This is a genomic window from Frankia nepalensis, from assembly GCF_016786325.1.
Lineage (GTDB): Bacteria > Actinomycetota > Actinomycetes > Frankiales > Frankiaceae > Pseudofrankia > Pseudofrankia nepalensis.
Map to the genome: position 1 here is coordinate 25,954 of NZ_JADWYU010000148.1, position 18,163 is coordinate 44,116.

Sequence of the window (18,163 nt, forward strand, 5' to 3'; positions counted from 1 at the left end):
GGCCCATGAGCCCGACGGGACCTGCCCGGCCTGGGAAGCGGCGGGGGGAGCAACGGACTGGGGGTCCCAGGGCCCGGCGGGGCGCGAGGTCGCGAGCGGGTTCCAGGACTCGGTGCGGGCAGGGGGCCCGGGTGTGTCCTGGGGTTGGTGGGCTGGGGGCGGCGGCTGGGAGTCCCAGGGGCTGGCGGGGGGCGAGCCGCCGAGGGGGCTCCAGGATTGTGGGTCCTGGGGCTCGGGTTGGGCTGGGGCCGGCTGGGGGTCCCAGTGCTCGGCGAGGGGCGACGCGACGAAGGGGTCCCCGAAGGGCACGGGCATGGGCCCGGCGGGCTGCTCCCAGGCCGAGGCGGCGTTCCAGTGCTCGTCCCGGCGTTCGGCGCGCTCGGCGGGACGTCCCCACGCGTCGGCCGGCCGCGACGCGTCGGCCCAGGGCCGGTCGTCGGCGGGCTCGTCGACCGATGTGACGGACACCGCCAACGTCGGCGGATGCGCGGCCGCCGGAGCCGCCGGCGGGTGCGGCACCAGCGTGAGCATCGGGCCTTCCGGGGAGCCAAGCCGCAGGTACGACTCGTCGTGGATCAGCACCCGCCCGACCCGGCCGCCGTTCTGCCAGGTGCCGAACGTGCTGATGTCCACCGCGGCCCAGCCTTCGGTGGTCGGCTCGATGAGCAGGTGGCGCCGGGAGACCCGGTCGTCCGCCAGCAGGGGGTCACCGCCGGCCGTCCGACCGATCACGCACGACTGGCCCTCCGGAATGACGGCCAGGATCTCGTGCCCGCTGCGTATGGTCAGCCCGGCTGACATCGTCGCCCCGCTTCCATGACCCCCCAGTGAGATGTCTTCCAGAGCGGCGGAGCGCGCATCGCGTGAAGGCCGTCCGCCTGGGAACTGGTGAACGGCCGGTAATCAGCTGGTGCCGCGCGGCGCCGGGGCAGCCGTGGCCCGCATGCCCGTGACCTGAGGGTTCGGGCGTACCGCCGGCCTCAGCCGCCGTTCAACAACCGGCGGACCGCGCGGGCGGCACCCGTTGGGAGAACGGCACTTCCAGCGGGACGATGATTGATTTGAGCCAGCCCGGGGTGGTGCGCACGAGGGCGAGCATAACTCGGCATATAGGTGCCCCGAACCGACGGTGGGACGACGCGGGAGGGGTTCACCAGACCGATGCGTTGCGCACCCGGAATGGTTGTGTCCGTGACCGGCGGGTCGCGTTCGTCAGTACACGCGCGGCGCGGCGTGTCCCGGAAATCCCCGGACCGCGGCCCGCCGCGTGAGCGGCGGGGGGCGGCGGGGGGCGACGGGGCTCCGGTTCAGCCGACCTGGCGGGCCGCGCCGGTCCAGTAGCGGGCCCGCAGGGCCTTCTTGTCTGGCTTGCCCACGGCGGTGAGCGGGAGGGCGTCGACGAACTCGACGCTCTTGGGAGCGTGGTGGGGGCCCTTGCGCTCCTTGACCAGCGCCGTCAGTTCCGCCGCCAGCTGTTCGGGGGACGCGGGCGTGCCGGCGCGGAGCACGACGACGGCCTTGACGGCCTCCCCCCACTTCTCGTCGGGCACGCCGACGGCCGCGGCCGCGGCGACCGCGGGGTGGGCGGAGAGCGCGTCCTCGATCTCGCGGGGGAAGACGTTGAAGCCACCGCTGACGATCATGTCCTTCTTGCGGTCGACGATCGTGTAGAAGCCGTGCTCGTCCTGGCGGGCGATGTCGCCGGTGTGCAGCCAGCCGCCGGCCAGCGCCTCGGCGGTCTGCTCGGGTTTGTTCCAGTAGCCCTTCATGACCAGCGGGCCGCGCACGCAGATCTCCCCGGGCTCGCCGGGTGGTACCTGGCGTCCCTGGTCGTCGAGCAGCGCGACCTTCAGCCACGGCACCGGCCGTCCGCAGGAGGCCAGCCGGGCGGGGTCGTCCGGGTCGTGTTCCTCCTTGCGCAGCACGAGCACCGTCTGCGGGGCCTCGGTCTGCCCGTAGAACTGGAAGAAGACCGGCCCGATCCGCCGGATGGCGTCGCGCAGCCGGGTGGGCGACATCGCGGAGGCCCCGTAGAAGACCGTCTCGAGGCTGGACAGGTCGGTCTGGTCGAACCGGGGATGGTCGAGGATCGCGTAGATCATCGCGGGGACCAGGAAGATCGAGGTGATCCGGTGGCGTTCGATCGCGTCGAGGACCTGGCCGGCGTCGAACTTGGGGAGCACGACCACGGATCCGCCCTGGAGCAGGACCGGGACGATGAAGGGCGCGCCCGCGTGGCTCAGGGGTGTGCAGACGAGGTGGCGCAGGTCGGTCGGCCACTGCCATTCGGTGAGCAGGATCTGGGTCATCGTGGCGCTGCCGCGGTAGGTGGCCATGACGCCCTTGGGCTGACCGGTGGTCCCGCCGGTGTAGGCGACCGCGGCGATCCCCTCCGCGTCGAGCCGGGGGGCGACCAGCGGCCGCGGCTCGTAGCCCTCGGCGAGCGCGGCCAGATCCTCGCCGACCTCGCAGGGCCCGAACGACAGCAGCCGCTTGAGAGTGGGCACCCGCTCGGCGAGCTGGGCGGCGCGCTCGGCGAAGGACGGGTCGAACACGAGCGTCTCGATCTCGGCGTCGGCGAGGACGTAGGCGTGGTCGTCGAGCGAGCCCAGCGGGTGCAGCGAGGTGTTGCGGGCGCCGGCGACCATGTAGGCGCCCATCGCGTACAGCACCTCGGGGCGGTTCGTGGAGAGCATGGCCACGCCGCTGCCCGGCCGGACGCCGCTGGCGGTGTAGACCTGCGCGTACCTGCTGATCCGCGCGGACAGCTGGGCGCCGGTCAGCGTCCCGCCGTCGAGGTGGATCGCGGGCCGGTCGGGGTGCCGGCGTAGCGCCGCGATCAGCAGGTCGGGAAGGAACGCGCCGCGGTACAGGTCCGCCGCCTCGTCGGGCGATACGCCGCTCATGGTGCTGTGCCTCCGGTCTCCGGGCGGGTCACATGGCCTACTTGGCGGCGACCGCCGCCTGGTTGGCGTTACTTGGCGGGGAACCGCTGCGCGGCGTCGAGCCGGATGTTCTCGCCGTTGAGATAGGGATTGCGGATGATCGCCTCGACCAGGAGGGCGAATTCCGCGGGGCGCCCCATGCGGTGCGGGAAGACGATGGTGGCGACCAGCTTGTCCTTGAGTTGCTGGGAGGCACTGAGCATGAGGTCGGTGCCGATGGTGCCCGGCGCGATGCCGCACACCCGGATGCCCAACGGTGCCAGGTCGCGGGCGAGGGGCAGCGTCATGCCCAGGATGGCCGCCTTCGCCGCCGCATAGGCGACCTGGCCGGCCTGTCCCTCCAACCCGGCCAGCGACCCGGTGTTGACGACGACGCCGCGCTGACCGTCCTCATCCGGCGTGTTCGCGGCCATCGCGGCGGCCGCCAGCCGGGTCACGTTGAAGGTCCCGACCGTGTTCTTGGCCAGCGTGCCGACGAACGTCGCCAGGTCGTGCGGCGCGCCATCCCGGCCGACCGTGCGGGCCGGCCGGGTGCCGCCGCCGGCCACGTTGGCCACGATCGACAGGGTGCCGAGCTCCCGGGCGGCGTCGATCGCGGACGCGACGTCGGCGTCGACGGTGACATCGCCGGAGACCGCCGTGGTCGTGGGCCCGAGCTCGGCGGCGAGGCTCTTCGCGCGCTCGCCGTCCAGGTCGAATATCACCACGCCGACGCCGAGCCCGACGAGATGCCGGACGGTGGCCGCGCCGAGCCCGCCGGCGCCGCCCGTCACGATCGCCGACGCGGCCGTGAGGTTCATGAGTCACCTTTCGTGGCGCGGCCCGCCGCCGGACCCGCGGCCGGGCTGGCGGTGTCGCGATCGGTGTCGCCATCGGTGTCGCGATCGGTGTCGCCGTCGATGAGTCGGAGGCAGCGGTGCGGGTCGGGCCCGGAACCGTTGCGCAGGACCGTCCGCTTGCTCGCGGCGGCGTCCAGGTAGAGGACTTCGGACACCATGAGGCCGCCGGCGAACCGCAGGAAGAACGCGATCGGGATGGTGGTGAGGCACCGGTCCGCCGGTTCGACGTCCCGCCATCCCTGCCGCGCGGCGAGCGGGGCGGCCAGCAGCGTGCGCAGTACGCCCTGCCCGGCGATGACATCCCGGTCAACGACCAGATCCGCGAGGCGCAGCCAGGTCATCGCCGCGCCCTTCGCCTGGCCCTGGCGGCGGACGGTCTCGACGAGGGCGGCCCGGCCGGTCGTCGTGCTGGTTCCGCCCGCGTGCGTCACGAGGGTGAACGCCGGGTCCAGCGTCCTGCCCAGGCGGTCGGCGTCACCGATCAGCTCGCTGGCGAGCCGGTCGCGCAGCAGCCGCGGCGTGCCAAGCGCGGGCGCCTCGGCGAGTCGCCGGTCGATGAGACGGAATGCCCGCAGGACGTCGCCGTCGCCCAGGAGATCGGTGTCGTTCAGGACGCCGTCGTCCCCCAGGACGCCGTCGTCCCCCAGGACGCCGTTGCCGTCCAGGTGGTCGCCATCGTCCGGGTCATCGGTGTCGTCCGGTCCGGTGTTGGTCGTCACGCGTGCTCTCCAGCCACTCGGCCGCGGGACCTCGTCGCGGCGCTCCCGCCGCGACAGAACTTACTAACTGTCTCGTCCTGGGTCGATTGGTTGGTACTGTCTCATCGCGTGGTCGCCGTGGGCTGACACCCGCGGCCGCCCGCACCGTGGTCGGTGACCGGCGGACCCCGTCCGCCCTGCCACGCCGAGAGGTGACGAGACAGATGGCACCCAACGACATCGGCGCGTTACGAGGCGCTGACGAGACCCTCAACCATCAGCTGGTGGACACGTTCGCCACCGTGGCCGAGTCCGACCTGGCCTGGACCGAGAAGATCTGGGGTTCGCTGGCCAGCACCGACGGCTCCCTGCAGGTCGACTTCGGGCTGGGGAAGTACCACAACCGGGGCGTCATGGACGGCTTCGCCGGTGTCTCCCGCGGACGTGAGCAGTGGACGGTCCGGGGCAGCCGGGAGCTGCGTACCAGCCCGGAGGAGACGGCCGTCGGCCCGATCCACTACGAGGTCGTCGAGGCGCTGAACCAGGTCCGGTTCCGGCTGGAGCAGAACGACGTGCAGCCGATCTCGTTCGATCTCGTCCTGTCCGGGGTGACTCCGCCCTTCTTCGAGGACCGCAATCTCGTCCGGAACCGCCGCACGGGCCGGGTGGACGTCAACGTCATTCGTTACCACCAGGGCGGCTGGGTGTCGGGCACCGTCACGGTCGGCGGCGAGACACACGACGTCCGCCCCGAGGCGTGGTTCGGGTTCCGCGACCATTCCTGGGGCGTGCGGCAGGCCGTCGGAACACCGCCCACCGACCTGATCCGGGGCAAGGTCCCAGGGCTGGCCGGGCAGGGTAAGGGCGGCATGAAGTGGACGCCGGCCTTCCTGCGCCGCCCCGACGGCTCGTACTACGAGACCGCGATCTTCATCGCCGAAGGCGCCTGGGGGTACACGTCGGCGTACCTGAACGAGGCCGACGGCAGGCAGTCGAAGATCCGCGCGGCCGAGCCGCGGATCAGCTACGACACCCGCACTCGGTTCGTGAAGGGCGGGGAGCTGCACCTGACCATGGAGTCGGGCGAACAGCGGGTCATCGAGGTGGAGGCGCTCGGCGAGGCCGGCTTCTTCCTGAAAACCGGAGGATACGGCTCCTGGAACGGGCACATCCATGGCTCGTGGCTGGGGAAGCTGCACCTGGATGGCGAGTACCTCAAGGACTGCTGGAGCGACGAGAACCTGCGCGTCCTCGGCCAGCTGCGTGACACGCCTGTCCGGGTCCGGGAGGGCGACGCGGTCGGGTACGGAATCATGGAGAGCCTCATCCACGGCGAGTGGCCGGAACTCGGCCTGACCGCCGATTCCGACTTCCTGGTGTCGTTCGCGTGACGACCGCGCCGGCCGCCGAGCGGCGGATCAACGTTCTCGACCCGGATTTCTACGTGGACCCGTGGGACTCCTACCGCTGGCTGCGCGACGAGGCCCCGGTCTTCTGGGACCCGGCGCAGAAGCTGTGGGTCGTCTCCCGCTTCTCCGACGTCCTCGCGGTGGAGAAGGACGGCGCGCTGTACTCGTCGTTCTACGGCTCCCGGCCGCACATCGACCTGCGCGAGGACCTGTCCATGATCAATCTGGACGATCCCGACCACCAGACCCAGCGCAACGTGGTGGCGCGGCGGTTCACCCCCCGAGCCATCCGCGGCCACGAACAGCACGTCCGCGGCGTCGTCACGGAGATCCTCGACGCCGTGACGCCGCTCGGCGAGTGCGAGGCGATCGAGGCCATCGCCTCGCGGCTTCCCGCGATCGTGATCGGTGACCTGCTCGGCTACCCCCGGGAGCTCTGGGAGCGGGTCCGGTACTGGTCGGAGCAGATCATGCTGCTGTCCGGCAAGACGTCGCCGGACGGGCCGCCGCACGTCACCCACCCCGGGCTCATCCCGGTGATCACCGACTTCCTCGAGACCACCGCGCAGATCATCAAGATCCGCCGGGCGGAGCCGCGCGACGACCTCATCTCGTTGTGGGCGACCACGCCCGGGTGGAGCACCAAGCGCGTCCTCGACGAGACCATCCTGGTCCTCGACGGCGGGGCGGAGACCACCCGGACCGTGATCGGCACGATGACCCGTGACCTCGCGCTGCACCCCGAGCAGCGGCGACTGCTGCGCGACCAGCCCGAGCTGCTCGCCCACAGCGCGGTCGAGGAGTTCATCCGCTGGGTGTCGCCCGTCCTCAACATGAGGCGCACGGCGACCCGGGACCACGAGCTGCACGGGCAGCACATCCGCGAGGGCGACCAGATCCTGCTGCTCTACCCCGCCGCGAACCGTGACCCGCGGGCCTTCACGGATCCCGACACCCTCGACGTGACGAGGGCGTCCGAACGGCACGTCGCCTTCGGCTTCGGCACCCACGTGTGCCTCGGCGCCCATCTCGCGCGCCTCGAGATCCGCGTGATGTTCGAGGAGATGCTGCGCAGGATGCCGGACTGGGAACTCGTCGACCCGGACGAGCCCAAGATCCTGCCGGCCACCTTCGCGCGGGCCTACGACCAGATCCGCATCCGCTTCACGGCGAGCTGAGCACGGGCCGCGACCACCCGGAGCAGGCAGACGGAGCAGGCAATGAGTAACGACGACGCTCTCGAACGGCTGACCTCCTGGTTCCAGGAGCGGCTTCCGTCCGCGACCGACCTGCGGGTCGAGAACTCCAGCCGCGTCGCGTTCGGCCACTCGGCCGAGATGACGACGCTGACGCTCGCCTGGCGCGACGGCACCGAGGAACGCCGCGAGGATCTCGTGCTGCGGCTTCGCCCGCCCTTTCCCGGCCTGCTGGAGCCCTATGACATGGCCCGGCAGTTCACGATCCTGCGGGCGCTGGAACGGACCGGAGTCCGCGGCCCGGCCGTGCTGTGGCTCGACGCGACGGGCGAGGCGCTGGGACGGCCGTTCTACGTGATGGCGCGGGTGGACGGGGACGTCTACGAGACCGAGATACCCGCGGAGCTCGACGCGCGCCCCGCGACGATCCGCCGGATGACGCGGGCGCTCGTCGAACAGCTCGCCGCGATCCACCTCGTGGACCTGCCCGCCACCGGCCTCGCGGCCCTCGGCGACGGCCGGTCGTATCTCGACGACCAGCTCGACCACTGGACCGCCGAGATGCGCCGCGTCCAGCGGGGCGAGCTGCCGGCGCTGGAGCGGCTGCTCGGCGAGCTGCGGGAACGCCAGCCCGCGCCGTCCGAGCGGGTCACCCTGGTCCATGGCGACCCCAAGCCCGGCAACTTCGCCTTCGTCGACGGCGAGGTGACCGGAGTCTTCGACTGGGAGATGGCCGGGATCGGCGACCCCCTCGCCGACGTCGGCTACCTCGACCTTCTCTGGAAGACGCCCGGCTTCTTCACGAGCCGCCCGGCGGCGCTGACCGCCGACGAGGCGTTCGCGTACTACGAGGAGCTGACCGGCATACCGGTTCGGCACCGGGAGTGGTACCGGGCTTTCCAGTCGTTCAAGACCTGCGTGATCCTCCTCGTCGGCGCCGCCCTGTTCGAGGCCGGGCACTCGGACGACCCGAGGTTCGGCTTCATGGCGCTGGGCATTCGCCCCTATGCCCGGCGCGCCCTGCGTGCCCTCGGCGTCGACGAGGACCTGCCCACCGGGCCCGTCGAGCCGCGGCCCGAGCGTTTCGACGAGGCACGCGCCAGGTCCGCTGACCTGGCGCGCTGATCTGACGCACTGACCTGGCGCGCTGACCGTTGTCTGGCGCACTGAGCGTTCCGCCCGCCGGGCGGGCGCGCCCGTGACCAAAGAGGGACAGAACATGACGAACGAGGTTGACGGGCTGTCGGTGCTGGTCTCCGGCGGCGGTACCGGCATCGGCGCGGGTATCGCGCGACGGCTGGCGAGCGACGGCGCCTGGGTGACGATCTTCGGCCGCACGGCGGCCACCCTCCAGACCACGGCGGAGTCGATCAATGCCGAGCTCGGCCGCGAGGCGGTCCGGTACCACGTCGCTGATGTCACCAGCGAGCCGGACGTCGCGCGGGTCGTCGAGCTCGCGGCGCAGTGGCGCGACGGCCTCGACGGCGTGGTCGCGAACGCGGGCGGCGGCGGCGCCCTGGCTCCGCTGCACGCCCAGAAACTCGAGGAGTTCACCCGCGTCCTCACGCTGAACGTCGTCGGCACGCTGCTGCTGGTCAAGCACTCGGTCCCGCTGTTCGCCCGCGCGGGCACGGGCTCGGTCGTCGCCATCTCGTCCATCGCCGGGCATGTGACGCATCCCTACTTCGGGGCCTACCCGGTGGCGAAGGCGGCCGTGGAGGAGCTCATCCGCAACGCCGCCGACGAGTACGGGGCGGCGGGCATCCGGTTCAACGCCGTCCGCCCGGGGCTCACGTCGACGGAGATCATGAGCTGGGCGGCGCCGGGCACGCCGGTCTACGAGAGCTACGACGAGAACACGCCACTCGGGGGCGCCTCCGACGTCGACGACGTCGCGCAGCTCGTCAGCTTCCTGTTGTCGCCGAGAGCCAGCCGGGTGACCGGGCAGGTGATGAACGTGGACGGCGGGCTCTGCCTGCGCCGTGGCCCGGACTACTCGGCGCTGGTCGCGCCCCGGTTCGGGGGAACGGACGCCCTGCTGGGAAGGGCGGAGCCGGCGCGCACCACGTCATGATCCCGACGACGGCCGGCCGGTGGGCGCCGGCTCCGGCTCCCGCTCGGCCGTTGCAGCCGCTTCCGCCGCGCGGCGGACCAGCGAGGCCCGGTGGACGACCACGATCCGGCGGACCCGCTGGTCGTGGCGGCGCGCGTGGCGGCCCGCTCGTGCCCCGGTGCCTCGCGCCGGCGGGCTCGTCGGTCGTCCGGCCCCACGTCGCGGGGCCGGCCGGGCGCCGCGCCGCCTCTACCATGGCCCCATGACGGTGGTCGCCGGCCAGGACGGCGCGGGGCAGCGCACACCGGGATGGTGGGGCAACGACAGCGCGCTCCTCGACGACGAGGAGGCGCGCCGCCGCCTCGTCGCGGCGACGGGCCGTTGCCTCGCGCGGCGGGGGACCAGCCGGATCCGTATCGAGGAGGTGGCCGTCGAGGCCGGCGTCTCCCGTTCCACGGTCTACCGGTATTTCAAGAACCGCAACGAACTCATCCTCGCCGTGCTGCTGAGCAGGGTCGATGTCGCCATGACGGGCGTCATCAGTTCCCTTCCGCGGCCCGAGGACGCGGCGGCCTCGATCTGCGACGTGTTCCTGAAGTGCACGGACCTGATCAACGGTGACGCCGTCAACGAGGCGCTCTTCACCGCCGGCAGCCGATCCCTCGCGGAGACGCTGGAACTGACCGCGGAACCCATCGTGGACGCCGTGTACCGCCATCTCGGGCCGCTTCTGCGGCGGTGGCGGGATGGCGGACAACTCGCCGCCGACCTGGATCTCCGGGAAACCGTCCGGTGGATGATGGCCGCGGGCGTCATCATCATGAGCCCGCCCTGGTCCGGCTGGTCGCCGGCCCGGAAGCGGGCGTTCGTGGACAGATACATCACGCGAGCCCTTGTCGGCCCGGCCTTGAGCCCCCCGGGCAACGCGGGTCCGACCGGGCCGCTTTCGGTTCCAGATAACCGGGCTGAGCAGAAATAGGCGACATGTCGCCGAGCGGCCGCGTGGCGTCCGCGGCTCGGCGTCAGGGCGCCGGGGCGCCGGTCGCCCGCCCGCATGAGTCGGCGGATCTGCCGCCCCATTGGTCCGAACAGCCTCGAACACGAACACGGGCCACATCGGGACCCGCGTTTGGCGCCGTCGCGCTCGGGTAGCTCGGACTGCGCGGGCTGTCCGCGCCCGTGACCCGACGGCGCGCCGACGGCCGCCGTCGCCGACGGGCTGTGGCCGCGTGGCCGGGCGCGGCATTTCGGACGGACATCTAGCCACGGCATCTCGGACGGAACGGTATCTCGGACAGCACGGCATTTCGGACAGTGAGGTCCCGACATAAGGAGCCCGCACGTGGCCACTCAGGAACGTCGTCCGACGACGACCGACGCCGGCATCCCGGTCGCCAGTGACGAGCACTCGCTGTCGGTCGGGCCGGACGGTCCCCTGCTGCTGCAGGATCACTACCTGATCGAGCAGATGGCGAACTTCAACCGGGAGCGCATCCCGGAGCGTCAGCCGCATGCCAAGGGCGGCGGCGCGTTCGGCGCCTTCGAGGTCACCAGGGACCTGAGCGCCTACACCCGGGCGGCGGTGTTCCAGCCCGGCGCGCGGACCGACGCCATCGTGCGGTTCTCCACGGTGGCCGGCGAACGCGGCAGCCCCGACACCTGGCGCGACCCGCGCGGCTTCGCGGTGAAGCTCTACACGAGCGAGGGCAACCTTGACATCGTCGGCAACAACACGCCGGTGTTCTTCGTGCGCGATCCGATGAAGTTCCAGCACTTCATCCGCTCGCAGAAGCGGCGGGCCGACACCAACATGCGCGACAACGACATGCAGTGGGACTTCTGGACGCTGTCTCCCGAGTCCGCCCACCAGGTCACCTGGCTGATGGGCGACCGCGGCATCCCGAAGACCTGGCGGAACATGAACGGCTACTCCAGCCACACGTACATGTGGATCAATGCCGCTGGCGAGCGGTTCTGGGTGAAGTACCACTTCAAGACCGACCAGGGGATCGACTTCCTCACCCAGGAGGACGCCGACCGCCTCGCCGGCCAGGACGGCGACTACCACCAGCGTGACCTGTACACGGCGATCAGGGACGGGAACTTCCCGAGCTGGACGCTGAAGATGCAGATCATGCCGTTCGAGGAGGCCAAGACCTACCGGTTCAACCCCTTCGACCTGACCAAGGTCTGGCCGCACGGCGACTACCCGCTGCACGAGGTCGGCCGCCTCACGCTCGACCGCAACGTCACCGACTACCACACCGAGATCGAGCAGCTCGCGTTCGAGCCGAACAACACCGTCTCCGGCACGGGCCTCTCGCCCGACAAGATGCTGCTCGCCCGGGGGTTCAGCTACGCCGACGCCCACCGGGCCCGCCTCGGCGTCAACTACAAGCAGATCCCGGTGAACGCGCCGAAGGTGCCCGTCCACAGCTACACCAAGGACGGGGCGATGCGCGTCCAGAACGTCTCCGACCCGGTCTACGCGCCGAACTCCTACGGCGGCCCGGCGGCCGAACCGGCGCTGACCGACGACGGTGGCCACTGGTACGCCGACGGCGAGATGGTGCGCACCGCGTACACGCTGCGCAGGGACGACGACGACTGGGGCCAGCCCGGCACGCTGGTGCGCGACGTCCTGGACGACGCGGCCCGGGCCCGCCTGGTCAGCAACATCGTCGGCCACCTGCTCAAGGGCGTGAGCGAACCGGTGCTCCTGCGCGCCTTCGAGTACTGGCGCAACGTCGACAAGGACCTCGGCGAGGCCGTCGAGACCGGCGTCCGCGCGGCCCAGGCGCAATAGCGCGGCACAGGCGCCATAGCGCGGGCAGGGGCAGCAGCGCGCGGGCCGGAGTAACAGACGGTCCATCCGGGCGCCGCCCCGCCGGCGCGCGCTCCGGGCTCATCCTCGGCCTGGCCACCCAGCTGGGTGGCCAGGCCGAGGCCGTCGCGACGCCCGGGCGCGGCTGAACCCGGCCGGTCGGCCGCCGCCGGGCGAGGGGTGTGGGCGCCGTCACTTGTTGACCCGGAGCAGACCGGGGCAGAGGTGAGTAGTCGTGCAAGTCGACAGGACGCGCCTTTCAGGCAGCAACAGTCCCGGGAGCAGCCCTCGTGAGCAGCCCATCCGCGATGTCCCTGCCCGCGGCCGATTCGACGCCCGCGGTACTCGTCATCCTCGCCGCTTCCGCGGCCGCCGGCTTCTTGCTGGCGTTCGTCCTCGACTGGTTCGTGCGCCGTGCCGGGCGGCGCTGGGAGATCGCGGCGGACATGTCCCGGCGCGGCCGGCGGCCACTGCGGATGACCGGCATCTTGCTGGGTCTGCTCGTCGCGGCGAACGCGGCGCCGCGCCAGGACTGGATCCCGCCGCTCGTCCGGATCCTGGGACTCGCGCTGATCGCGGGGTTCGCCTGGCTCACCGCGGTCGCCGCGTTCGTCCTCGAGGATCTCGCGCTCGCCCGTTACCGGACCGACGTGGCCGACAACCGGCACGCTCGCCGGATCCGGACCCAGGTCACCCTGGTGCGCAGGATCACCACCGCCGTCATCACGATCATCGCGGTCGCGGCGATGCTGATGACCTTTCCGAGTGTCCGGGTCGCTGGAGCGAGCATCTTCGCGTCCGCCGGCGTGGTGGGCATCGTCGCGGGCCTTGCCGCGCAGACCTCGCTGGCCAACGTCTTCGCCGGCATGCAGCTGGCCTTCACCGACGCCATCCGGGTCGACGACGTCGTCGTCGTCGAGGACGAGTGGGGACGCATCGAGGAGATCACGCTGACCTACGTCGTCGTTCACATCTGGGATGACCGGCGGATGATCCTGCCGTCGACCTACTTCACGACGACACCGTTCCAGAACTGGACGAGGCGGGAATCCGCCGTCCTCGGCGCCGTCGAGCTCGACCTCGACTGGACCGTGCCGACGGACGAACTGCGTACCCAGCTGCACGCGATCCTGGCCGAGACGGACCTGTGGGACGGCCGGGTCGCGGTCCTGCAGGTGACCGACGCGGTCGCCGGCTACGTGCGGATCCGCGTCCTGGTCAGCGGGAAGGACGGGCCGACGGTCTTCGACCTGCGCTGCCTGGTGCGCGAGGCACTGGTGCGCTGGCTGCGGGAGAACACCCCGGCGGCGCTGCCACGGACCCGGATCGAGTCGCCCCACCCGGACCTGCTGCGCCAGCCAGACCCGCTCCGCGAGCCGGACTGGCTCCGCAAGCGGGGCCGCACGGACCCACGGGCCGCCGACGACACCGCGAACGGACGGGAGAACGGCCAGCGGGTGGCCGTTCCCCCGGCCCGCGACCAGGCCGACGACCGCGGCGGTGAGCAGCCCCGCCGCCCGGACGTGCCCGACAACGACGACGCCCGGCTGTTCGGCGGCAACCCGGAGGCGGACCGGCGGTCGCGAGCGTTCAGCGAGACGGGCGACCACCCGGTTCCGCGCTGAGACAGGCGGGGGGCCGATCCGGCCCGGCCGGGTCGCCGGCGCGCGCGTACGCCCTGGCGTCGCGGCGCCCCCTGCGTCTCAATGTCGGCCTGCGTCTCAATGCCCCCCGCGTCCCAATGCCGGCCGGCCGGCGACAGATGCGCGGTTTGTCCGCCGTCGAACGGGCAGCGTCTGGACAGCTCACCCGATCACTCGTCCGGCGGGGTCACCCGGCGGCTCATCCAACGGAGGAACGGTGTCGGTGAACAGCACCTCGGGGCCCGGCGCCGCCGTGGCCAGCGGCCGCGGACATGCCCAGCGGGCCAGGCGCAGCACGGCGGTGACCGCGACGGCCCGGCTGGGACTGGCCTCCCGCGGGCTGGTCTACCTGCTGATCGGCATGCTCGCCATCCAGGTCGCCGCGGGCCGCAGCCAGGAGTCGACGAACCGCGAGGGCGCGCTGCGCCAGATCGCCGACAAGCCCTTCGGCACCGCCGTCCTGGTGCTCCTGGTCATCGGCTTCATCGGCTATGCGCTGTGGCGCCTGCTCAACGCGGCCACCGGTGAGACAGAAGAGAGCGATGGCAAGAAACGCGCCGCCAAGCGGGCCTCGTCCGCCGTGCGCGGCGTGATCTATCTCGTCATCGCGGGCAGCACGATCAAGTTCCTCACCTCGGGGAGCGGTGGTTCCGGCGAGCCGGCCCCCTACACCGCACGGGTGATGGACAACACCGGTGGGCGCTGGCTCGTCGGGGTGGTCGGCGTCGTGGTGATCGGGGTCGGCCTGGCCATGATCTGGCGCGGCGTGACGACCAAGTTCGAGGAGAAGCTGCGGACTGGGGAGATGGGGCCGAAGGTCCGGACTGCGACCGTCCGCACCGGGCAGGTCGGCTATGTCGCCAGGGGCACCGTGTTCGGCCTCGCCGGATACTTCGTGACGAAGGCCGCGGTGGACTTCGACCCGTCCGAGGCCAAGGGGCTGGACGGCACCCTGAAGACGATCGCCCAGGCGTCCTACGGCCCATGGCTGCTGGGGATCTGCGCGGTCGGGCTGGTGCTCTTCGGCGCGTACTCGTTCCTCGAGGCCCGCTACCGGAAGCTGTGACCGCCGCCGCGCGCCGGCGGCCATGGCCTCATGACCGCCGGTTCGCGGCCAGGTAGCCCGCGAGGTGGCCGGTCACCTCGCGGGCGTCGTCCTCGATGCCGTGGATGAAGGTGGACCGCCGCCGCAGCAGCACGGGCAGCCCCAGCGCGTACAGCCCCGGGCCGTCCACCACGCCGCCTTCGTGGCGCAACCGGCCCTTCGCGTCGACGACGGGCACGTCGAGCCACCCGTAGTCGGGCCGGAACCCCGTCGCCCACACGATGGCGCGGATCTCGCCGCCTCGCAGGTCGAGCCGCAGCCGCGGCGAGGAGGGCTCGGGCGTCGGCGCGAAGCGCTCGGGCGGGCCGACCTCGGCGCCGCGGGCGCGGGCCCACTCGTCGAACGTGTCCAGCAGGCGTTCCAGCTTGAGGTCCGCGAGCGCGAACAGGTTGCGCAGGCCGCCGGAGAACAGCGCCTCGCCGTCGCGCACGGCCGCGAGGCGGCCGACCAGCTCGACGCCCAGCGCGGCGAGCGTGCCCAGGTCGAGCGTGTGGCGTTCGGGAGTCCCGACGAGCTGCGGCGAGGGCAGCCGCCGGGCCCGCTCGAGGTCGTCGACCTCGTCGTACCGCTGGTCCCACACACCCGACGCGTCCATCCACCACAGCACGTCGCGGCCCCGGTAGAGGCGCGGCAGGCGCACGTGCTCACCCACCGAGAGCGTCACCGGCCGGCCCGACCGGGCCAGCTCGGCCGCCAGCTGCACGCCGGTCGCCGACGCTCCGACGACGAGGACACCGCCGTCGGGGAGCTGCGCGGGGCCGCGGTAGTCGAAGGGCGTCAGCTGCTCGACGGCCGCCGGCACGGCCTGGGCGAACGGCGGCACCGTGGGCCGGTTGCAGGCGCCGCTCGCGATGACGACCGCGCGGCAGCGGATCTCGCCATGATCCGTCGTGACGCGGTACTCGGCGTGGTTCCCGGTGTCGGCGCGGCGCACCGACAGCACGTTCGTGCCGGTCCGGACGGGCGCCCCCGAGACCTTGGCGAACCGCTCGATGAACGCGGTCACCTCGCCCATGGTCATGTAGCCGTCGGGGTCCTGGCCCTCGTAGCGCTGGCCCGGCAGGCGGCTCTGCCAGTTGGGAGTGAGCAGCCGCAGGGAGTCCCAGCGTTCGCGCCGCCAGGAGTTCGCCACCTCGCCCCGCTCGAGCACGACGTGGTCGATCGACCGTTCGCGCAGGAAGTGGCTCGCGGCGAGGCCCGCGTGCCCCGCGCCGATGACGACCACGGTGGTGCGCTCGATGGCTCGGCCCCCCTTGTGTCGGATCCCGGTCAATCCTGGTCCGGGCCCATCCGGCCAGTGTATTGTCGAGAATCCCCACGGAGAATCTGGGGAATTGGGGCGAGAGGGGCGTCACGCATGACCACGGTCGACAACGGAGTCAACGTCCAGGCACTGCTCGACGCGCGCGAGGTGTTGAAGGGCGCGCCCGAGGCCGCGCAGTTCACCTGGAAGGCGTCGTCCACGTGGCAGAACGGCGTCCACAGCACCACGAGGATCCAGGGCTTCCACGGTCTCGGCGCCGAGCAGAGCCACAAGACCGAAACCGTGTTCGACGCGGACCACCCTGAGATCTTCGCGGCGGAGGACAACGGCATCACGCCGATCGAGTACCTGCTCGTCGGCCTGGCGAGCTGCCTGACGGCCGGCGTGGCCTCCGTCGCGCAGAACCGCGGCATCCAGCTGCGCTCGGTCGAGGCGTCGCTCGAGGGCAAGCACGACATCCGCGGGATCCTCGGCATCGACGGCGACGTCCGCAACGGCTTCAATGACATCAAGGTGACGTTCACGATTGACGCGGACGCCTCGGAGAAGGACATCGCGGCGCTGGTCGCCCAGTCCCAGAAGCGTTCCGCCGTGTTCGACGCGCTCACGAACCCGACGAACGTCACGGTCGAGGTCGCCTGAGCGACAAAGCGAAGCAGAGCCGCGCGGCGGAGGCATTGACTGCGCTCATGTCGTCCGCGGCGAGGCTCGAGCCCGGCTCGGTCGGCAGCGTCGAGACGCGGTACCTCGACCTGCCGACGCCGGTGCGGCTCGACTGCGGACGGGAGCTGTACCCGGTCCGGGTGGCGTACGAGACGTACGGCACGCTCGCGCCCGGGCGCGACAACGTCATCCTGGTGTGCCACGCGCTGAGCGGCGACGCCCACGCGGCCGGCTACTCGAAGACGCCCCTCCAGGAAGGCACCCGTGACGGGTTCGGGGCGGCCGACCGCGACGGCGCGGCCGGCCGGGGCCTCGGCTGGTGGGACGGGATGATCGGCCCAGGCAAGGCCTTCGACACCGACCGGTTCTTCGTCGTCGCCACGAACCTGCTCGGCGGCTGCCGCGGGACGACGGGGCCGTCGTCGACCGACCCGGCGACGGGCCGGCCCTACGGGTCGGACTTCCCCGTCGTGACCGTCGCCGACATGGTCCGGACCGAGCGCGCGTTCCTGGACGCGCTCGGCATCGAGCGGCTCGCGGCGGTGGCCGGCGGCTCGCTCGGCGGGATGCAGGCGCTCGAGTGGGCGACCCTGTTCCCCGACCAGGTCGACGCCGTCGTGGCGATCGCGAGCACGCACGCGCTGCATCCGCAGGGCGTCGCCTGGAACGCGATCGCCCGCGACGCGATCATGCGCGACCCGGCCTGGCGCGGCGGCCACTACTACGGCACCGGGCTGGCGCCGGACGCCGGCATGGGCGTGGCCCGGATGGTCGGGCACGTCACGTACCTGTCGGCGCCGGCTCTGGACGAGAAGTTCGGCCGGCGCCTGCAGTTCTCCGACGACATCCGGTACACGATCACCGAACCGGAGTTCGAGGTCGAGAGCTACCTGCGCCACCAGGCCGACTCGTTCGTCCGGCGCTTCGACGCCAACACCTACCTCTACACGTCGCGCGCCCTGACGTACTTCGACCTCGCGCGGCAGCACGGCGGCGGCTCGCTCACCCGAGCGCTCGCGGGCGTCTCGGCGCGGACGCTGCTGATCGCGTTCAGCTCCGACTGGCTGTACCCACCGGCCGCGTCGGCGGAGATCGCCGACGCGCTGCGTACCCTCGGCAAGCCGGTCGAGCTCCACGTGATCGACGCGCCGTATGGTCACGACTGCTTCCTGCTGGAGGAAGCGCGGCAGACGCCGATCATCCGCCGCTTCCTGGCCCATGCCGGGACCAGCGGGTGACATCAGGAAAAGAAGACATGCAGACTTCGGCCACCACGCCCGGACGGAGCGAACCAGCAAACACAGTCGCTGGGACCCGGCCACACGGCGCGGAGGCGCGCCTACGGCAGACTTTGGCCACCACGCCCGGGCGGAGTGAACCAGCGAACACAGTCGCTGGGACCCGGCCACACGGCGCGGAGGCGCGCCTCCGCGGAGGCCCGCCCCGAGCGCAGCGAAGTGGCGGGCCGCAGCGGAGGTCGCCGGAGCGCACGTGAGCGGAGGAGGTCGCGGCGCGGAGGTCCCG

The 18,163-nt window shown here is 71.9% G+C and carries 14 protein-coding genes and 1 pseudogene; 10 read left to right on the forward strand and 5 right to left on the reverse strand.

Translation table 11 applies throughout. The features are described 5' to 3' along the window. Nucleotides 1-558: 558 nt before the first annotated feature. From I6A81_RS45730 to I6A81_RS23160, 4 genes and pseudogenes are all read right to left on the reverse strand, one after another. A pseudogene (locus tag I6A81_RS45730) lies at nt 559-801 on the reverse strand (FHA domain-containing protein); the annotation flags it as partial. 506 nt (nt 802-1,307) lie between these two features. Beyond that, nucleotides 1,308-2,906 carry an AMP-binding protein gene (locus I6A81_RS23150; protein ID WP_203003040.1) on the reverse strand — a complete coding sequence of 533 codons (1,599 nt, stop codon included), beginning with the start codon at nt 2,904-2,906 and terminating at the stop codon, nt 1,308-1,310. A gap of 68 nt (nt 2,907-2,974) precedes the next feature. Next, nucleotides 2,975-3,745 carry an SDR family NAD(P)-dependent oxidoreductase gene (locus I6A81_RS23155; protein ID WP_203003042.1) on the reverse strand — a complete coding sequence of 257 codons (771 nt, stop codon included), beginning with the start codon at nt 3,743-3,745 and terminating at the stop codon, nt 2,975-2,977. Further along, complete coding sequence (locus tag I6A81_RS23160) at nt 3,742-4,503, reverse strand: hypothetical protein (protein ID WP_203003044.1); 762 nt, start codon at nt 4,501-4,503, stop codon at nt 3,742-3,744. Before I6A81_RS23160 ends, I6A81_RS23155 begins: the two co-directional genes overlap by 4 nt. 203 nt (nt 4,504-4,706) lie before the next feature. Between I6A81_RS23160 and I6A81_RS23165 the strand changes: the two genes are divergently transcribed. From I6A81_RS23165 to I6A81_RS23200, 8 genes are all read left to right on the forward strand, one after another. Beyond that, nucleotides 4,707-5,873 carry a hypothetical protein gene (locus I6A81_RS23165; RefSeq protein ID WP_203003046.1) on the forward strand — a complete coding sequence of 389 codons (1,167 nt, stop codon included), beginning with the start codon at nt 4,707-4,709 and terminating at the stop codon, nt 5,871-5,873. Then, nucleotides 5,870-7,069, forward strand: coding sequence for a cytochrome P450 (locus tag I6A81_RS45735; protein ID WP_203003048.1), 1,200 nt, complete (start codon nt 5,870-5,872; stop codon nt 7,067-7,069). Before I6A81_RS23165 ends, I6A81_RS45735 begins: the two co-directional genes overlap by 4 nt. Before the next feature lie 42 nt (nt 7,070-7,111). After that, complete coding sequence (locus I6A81_RS23175; RefSeq protein ID WP_203003050.1) at nt 7,112-8,212, forward strand: phosphotransferase family protein; 1,101 nt, start codon at nt 7,112-7,114, stop codon at nt 8,210-8,212. A gap of 94 nt (nt 8,213-8,306) precedes the next feature. Continuing rightward, the gene (locus I6A81_RS23180) at nt 8,307-9,161 is read left to right on the forward strand and encodes an SDR family oxidoreductase (protein ID WP_203003052.1); all 855 of its coding nucleotides are present in this window, start codon (nt 8,307-8,309) and stop codon (nt 9,159-9,161) included. A gap of 241 nt (nt 9,162-9,402) precedes the next feature. After that, a complete protein-coding gene (locus I6A81_RS23185; protein ID WP_203003054.1) occupies nt 9,403-10,119 on the forward strand; it encodes a TetR/AcrR family transcriptional regulator in 717 nt (238 codons plus the stop codon). A 363-nt stretch (nt 10,120-10,482) separates the two neighbouring features. Further along, nucleotides 10,483-11,946: a catalase gene (locus I6A81_RS23190; protein WP_203003056.1), complete on the forward strand. Its 1,464-nt coding sequence runs from the start codon at nt 10,483-10,485 to the stop codon at nt 11,944-11,946. Between the two features lie 326 nt (nt 11,947-12,272). Then, nucleotides 12,273-13,589 carry a mechanosensitive ion channel family protein gene (locus tag I6A81_RS23195; RefSeq protein ID WP_203003069.1) on the forward strand — a complete coding sequence of 439 codons (1,317 nt, stop codon included), beginning with the start codon at nt 12,273-12,275 and terminating at the stop codon, nt 13,587-13,589. A 235-nt stretch (nt 13,590-13,824) separates the two neighbouring features. Then, nucleotides 13,825-14,673, forward strand: a complete 849-nt coding sequence (locus I6A81_RS23200) for a DUF1206 domain-containing protein (RefSeq protein WP_203003058.1) — start codon at nt 13,825-13,827, stop codon at nt 14,671-14,673. A gap of 28 nt (nt 14,674-14,701) precedes the next feature. Here I6A81_RS23200 and I6A81_RS23205 read toward each other — a convergent pair whose 3' ends face one another. After that, the gene (locus tag I6A81_RS23205) at nt 14,702-15,985 is read right to left on the reverse strand and encodes an NAD(P)-binding domain-containing protein (RefSeq protein WP_203003060.1); all 1,284 of its coding nucleotides are present in this window, start codon (nt 15,983-15,985) and stop codon (nt 14,702-14,704) included. An 84-nt stretch (nt 15,986-16,069) separates the two neighbouring features. Between I6A81_RS23205 and I6A81_RS23210 the strand changes: the two genes are divergently transcribed. Both I6A81_RS23210 and metX read left to right on the forward strand, forming a co-directional pair. Next, a complete protein-coding gene (locus I6A81_RS23210; protein ID WP_203003062.1) occupies nt 16,070-16,618 on the forward strand; it encodes an OsmC family protein in 549 nt (182 codons plus the stop codon). A gap of 47 nt (nt 16,619-16,665) precedes the next feature. Beyond that, nucleotides 16,666-17,877: a homoserine O-acetyltransferase MetX gene (gene metX / locus I6A81_RS23215; protein ID WP_203003064.1), complete on the forward strand. Its 1,212-nt coding sequence runs from the start codon at nt 16,666-16,668 to the stop codon at nt 17,875-17,877. Nucleotides 17,878-18,163: the final 286 nt, after the last annotated feature.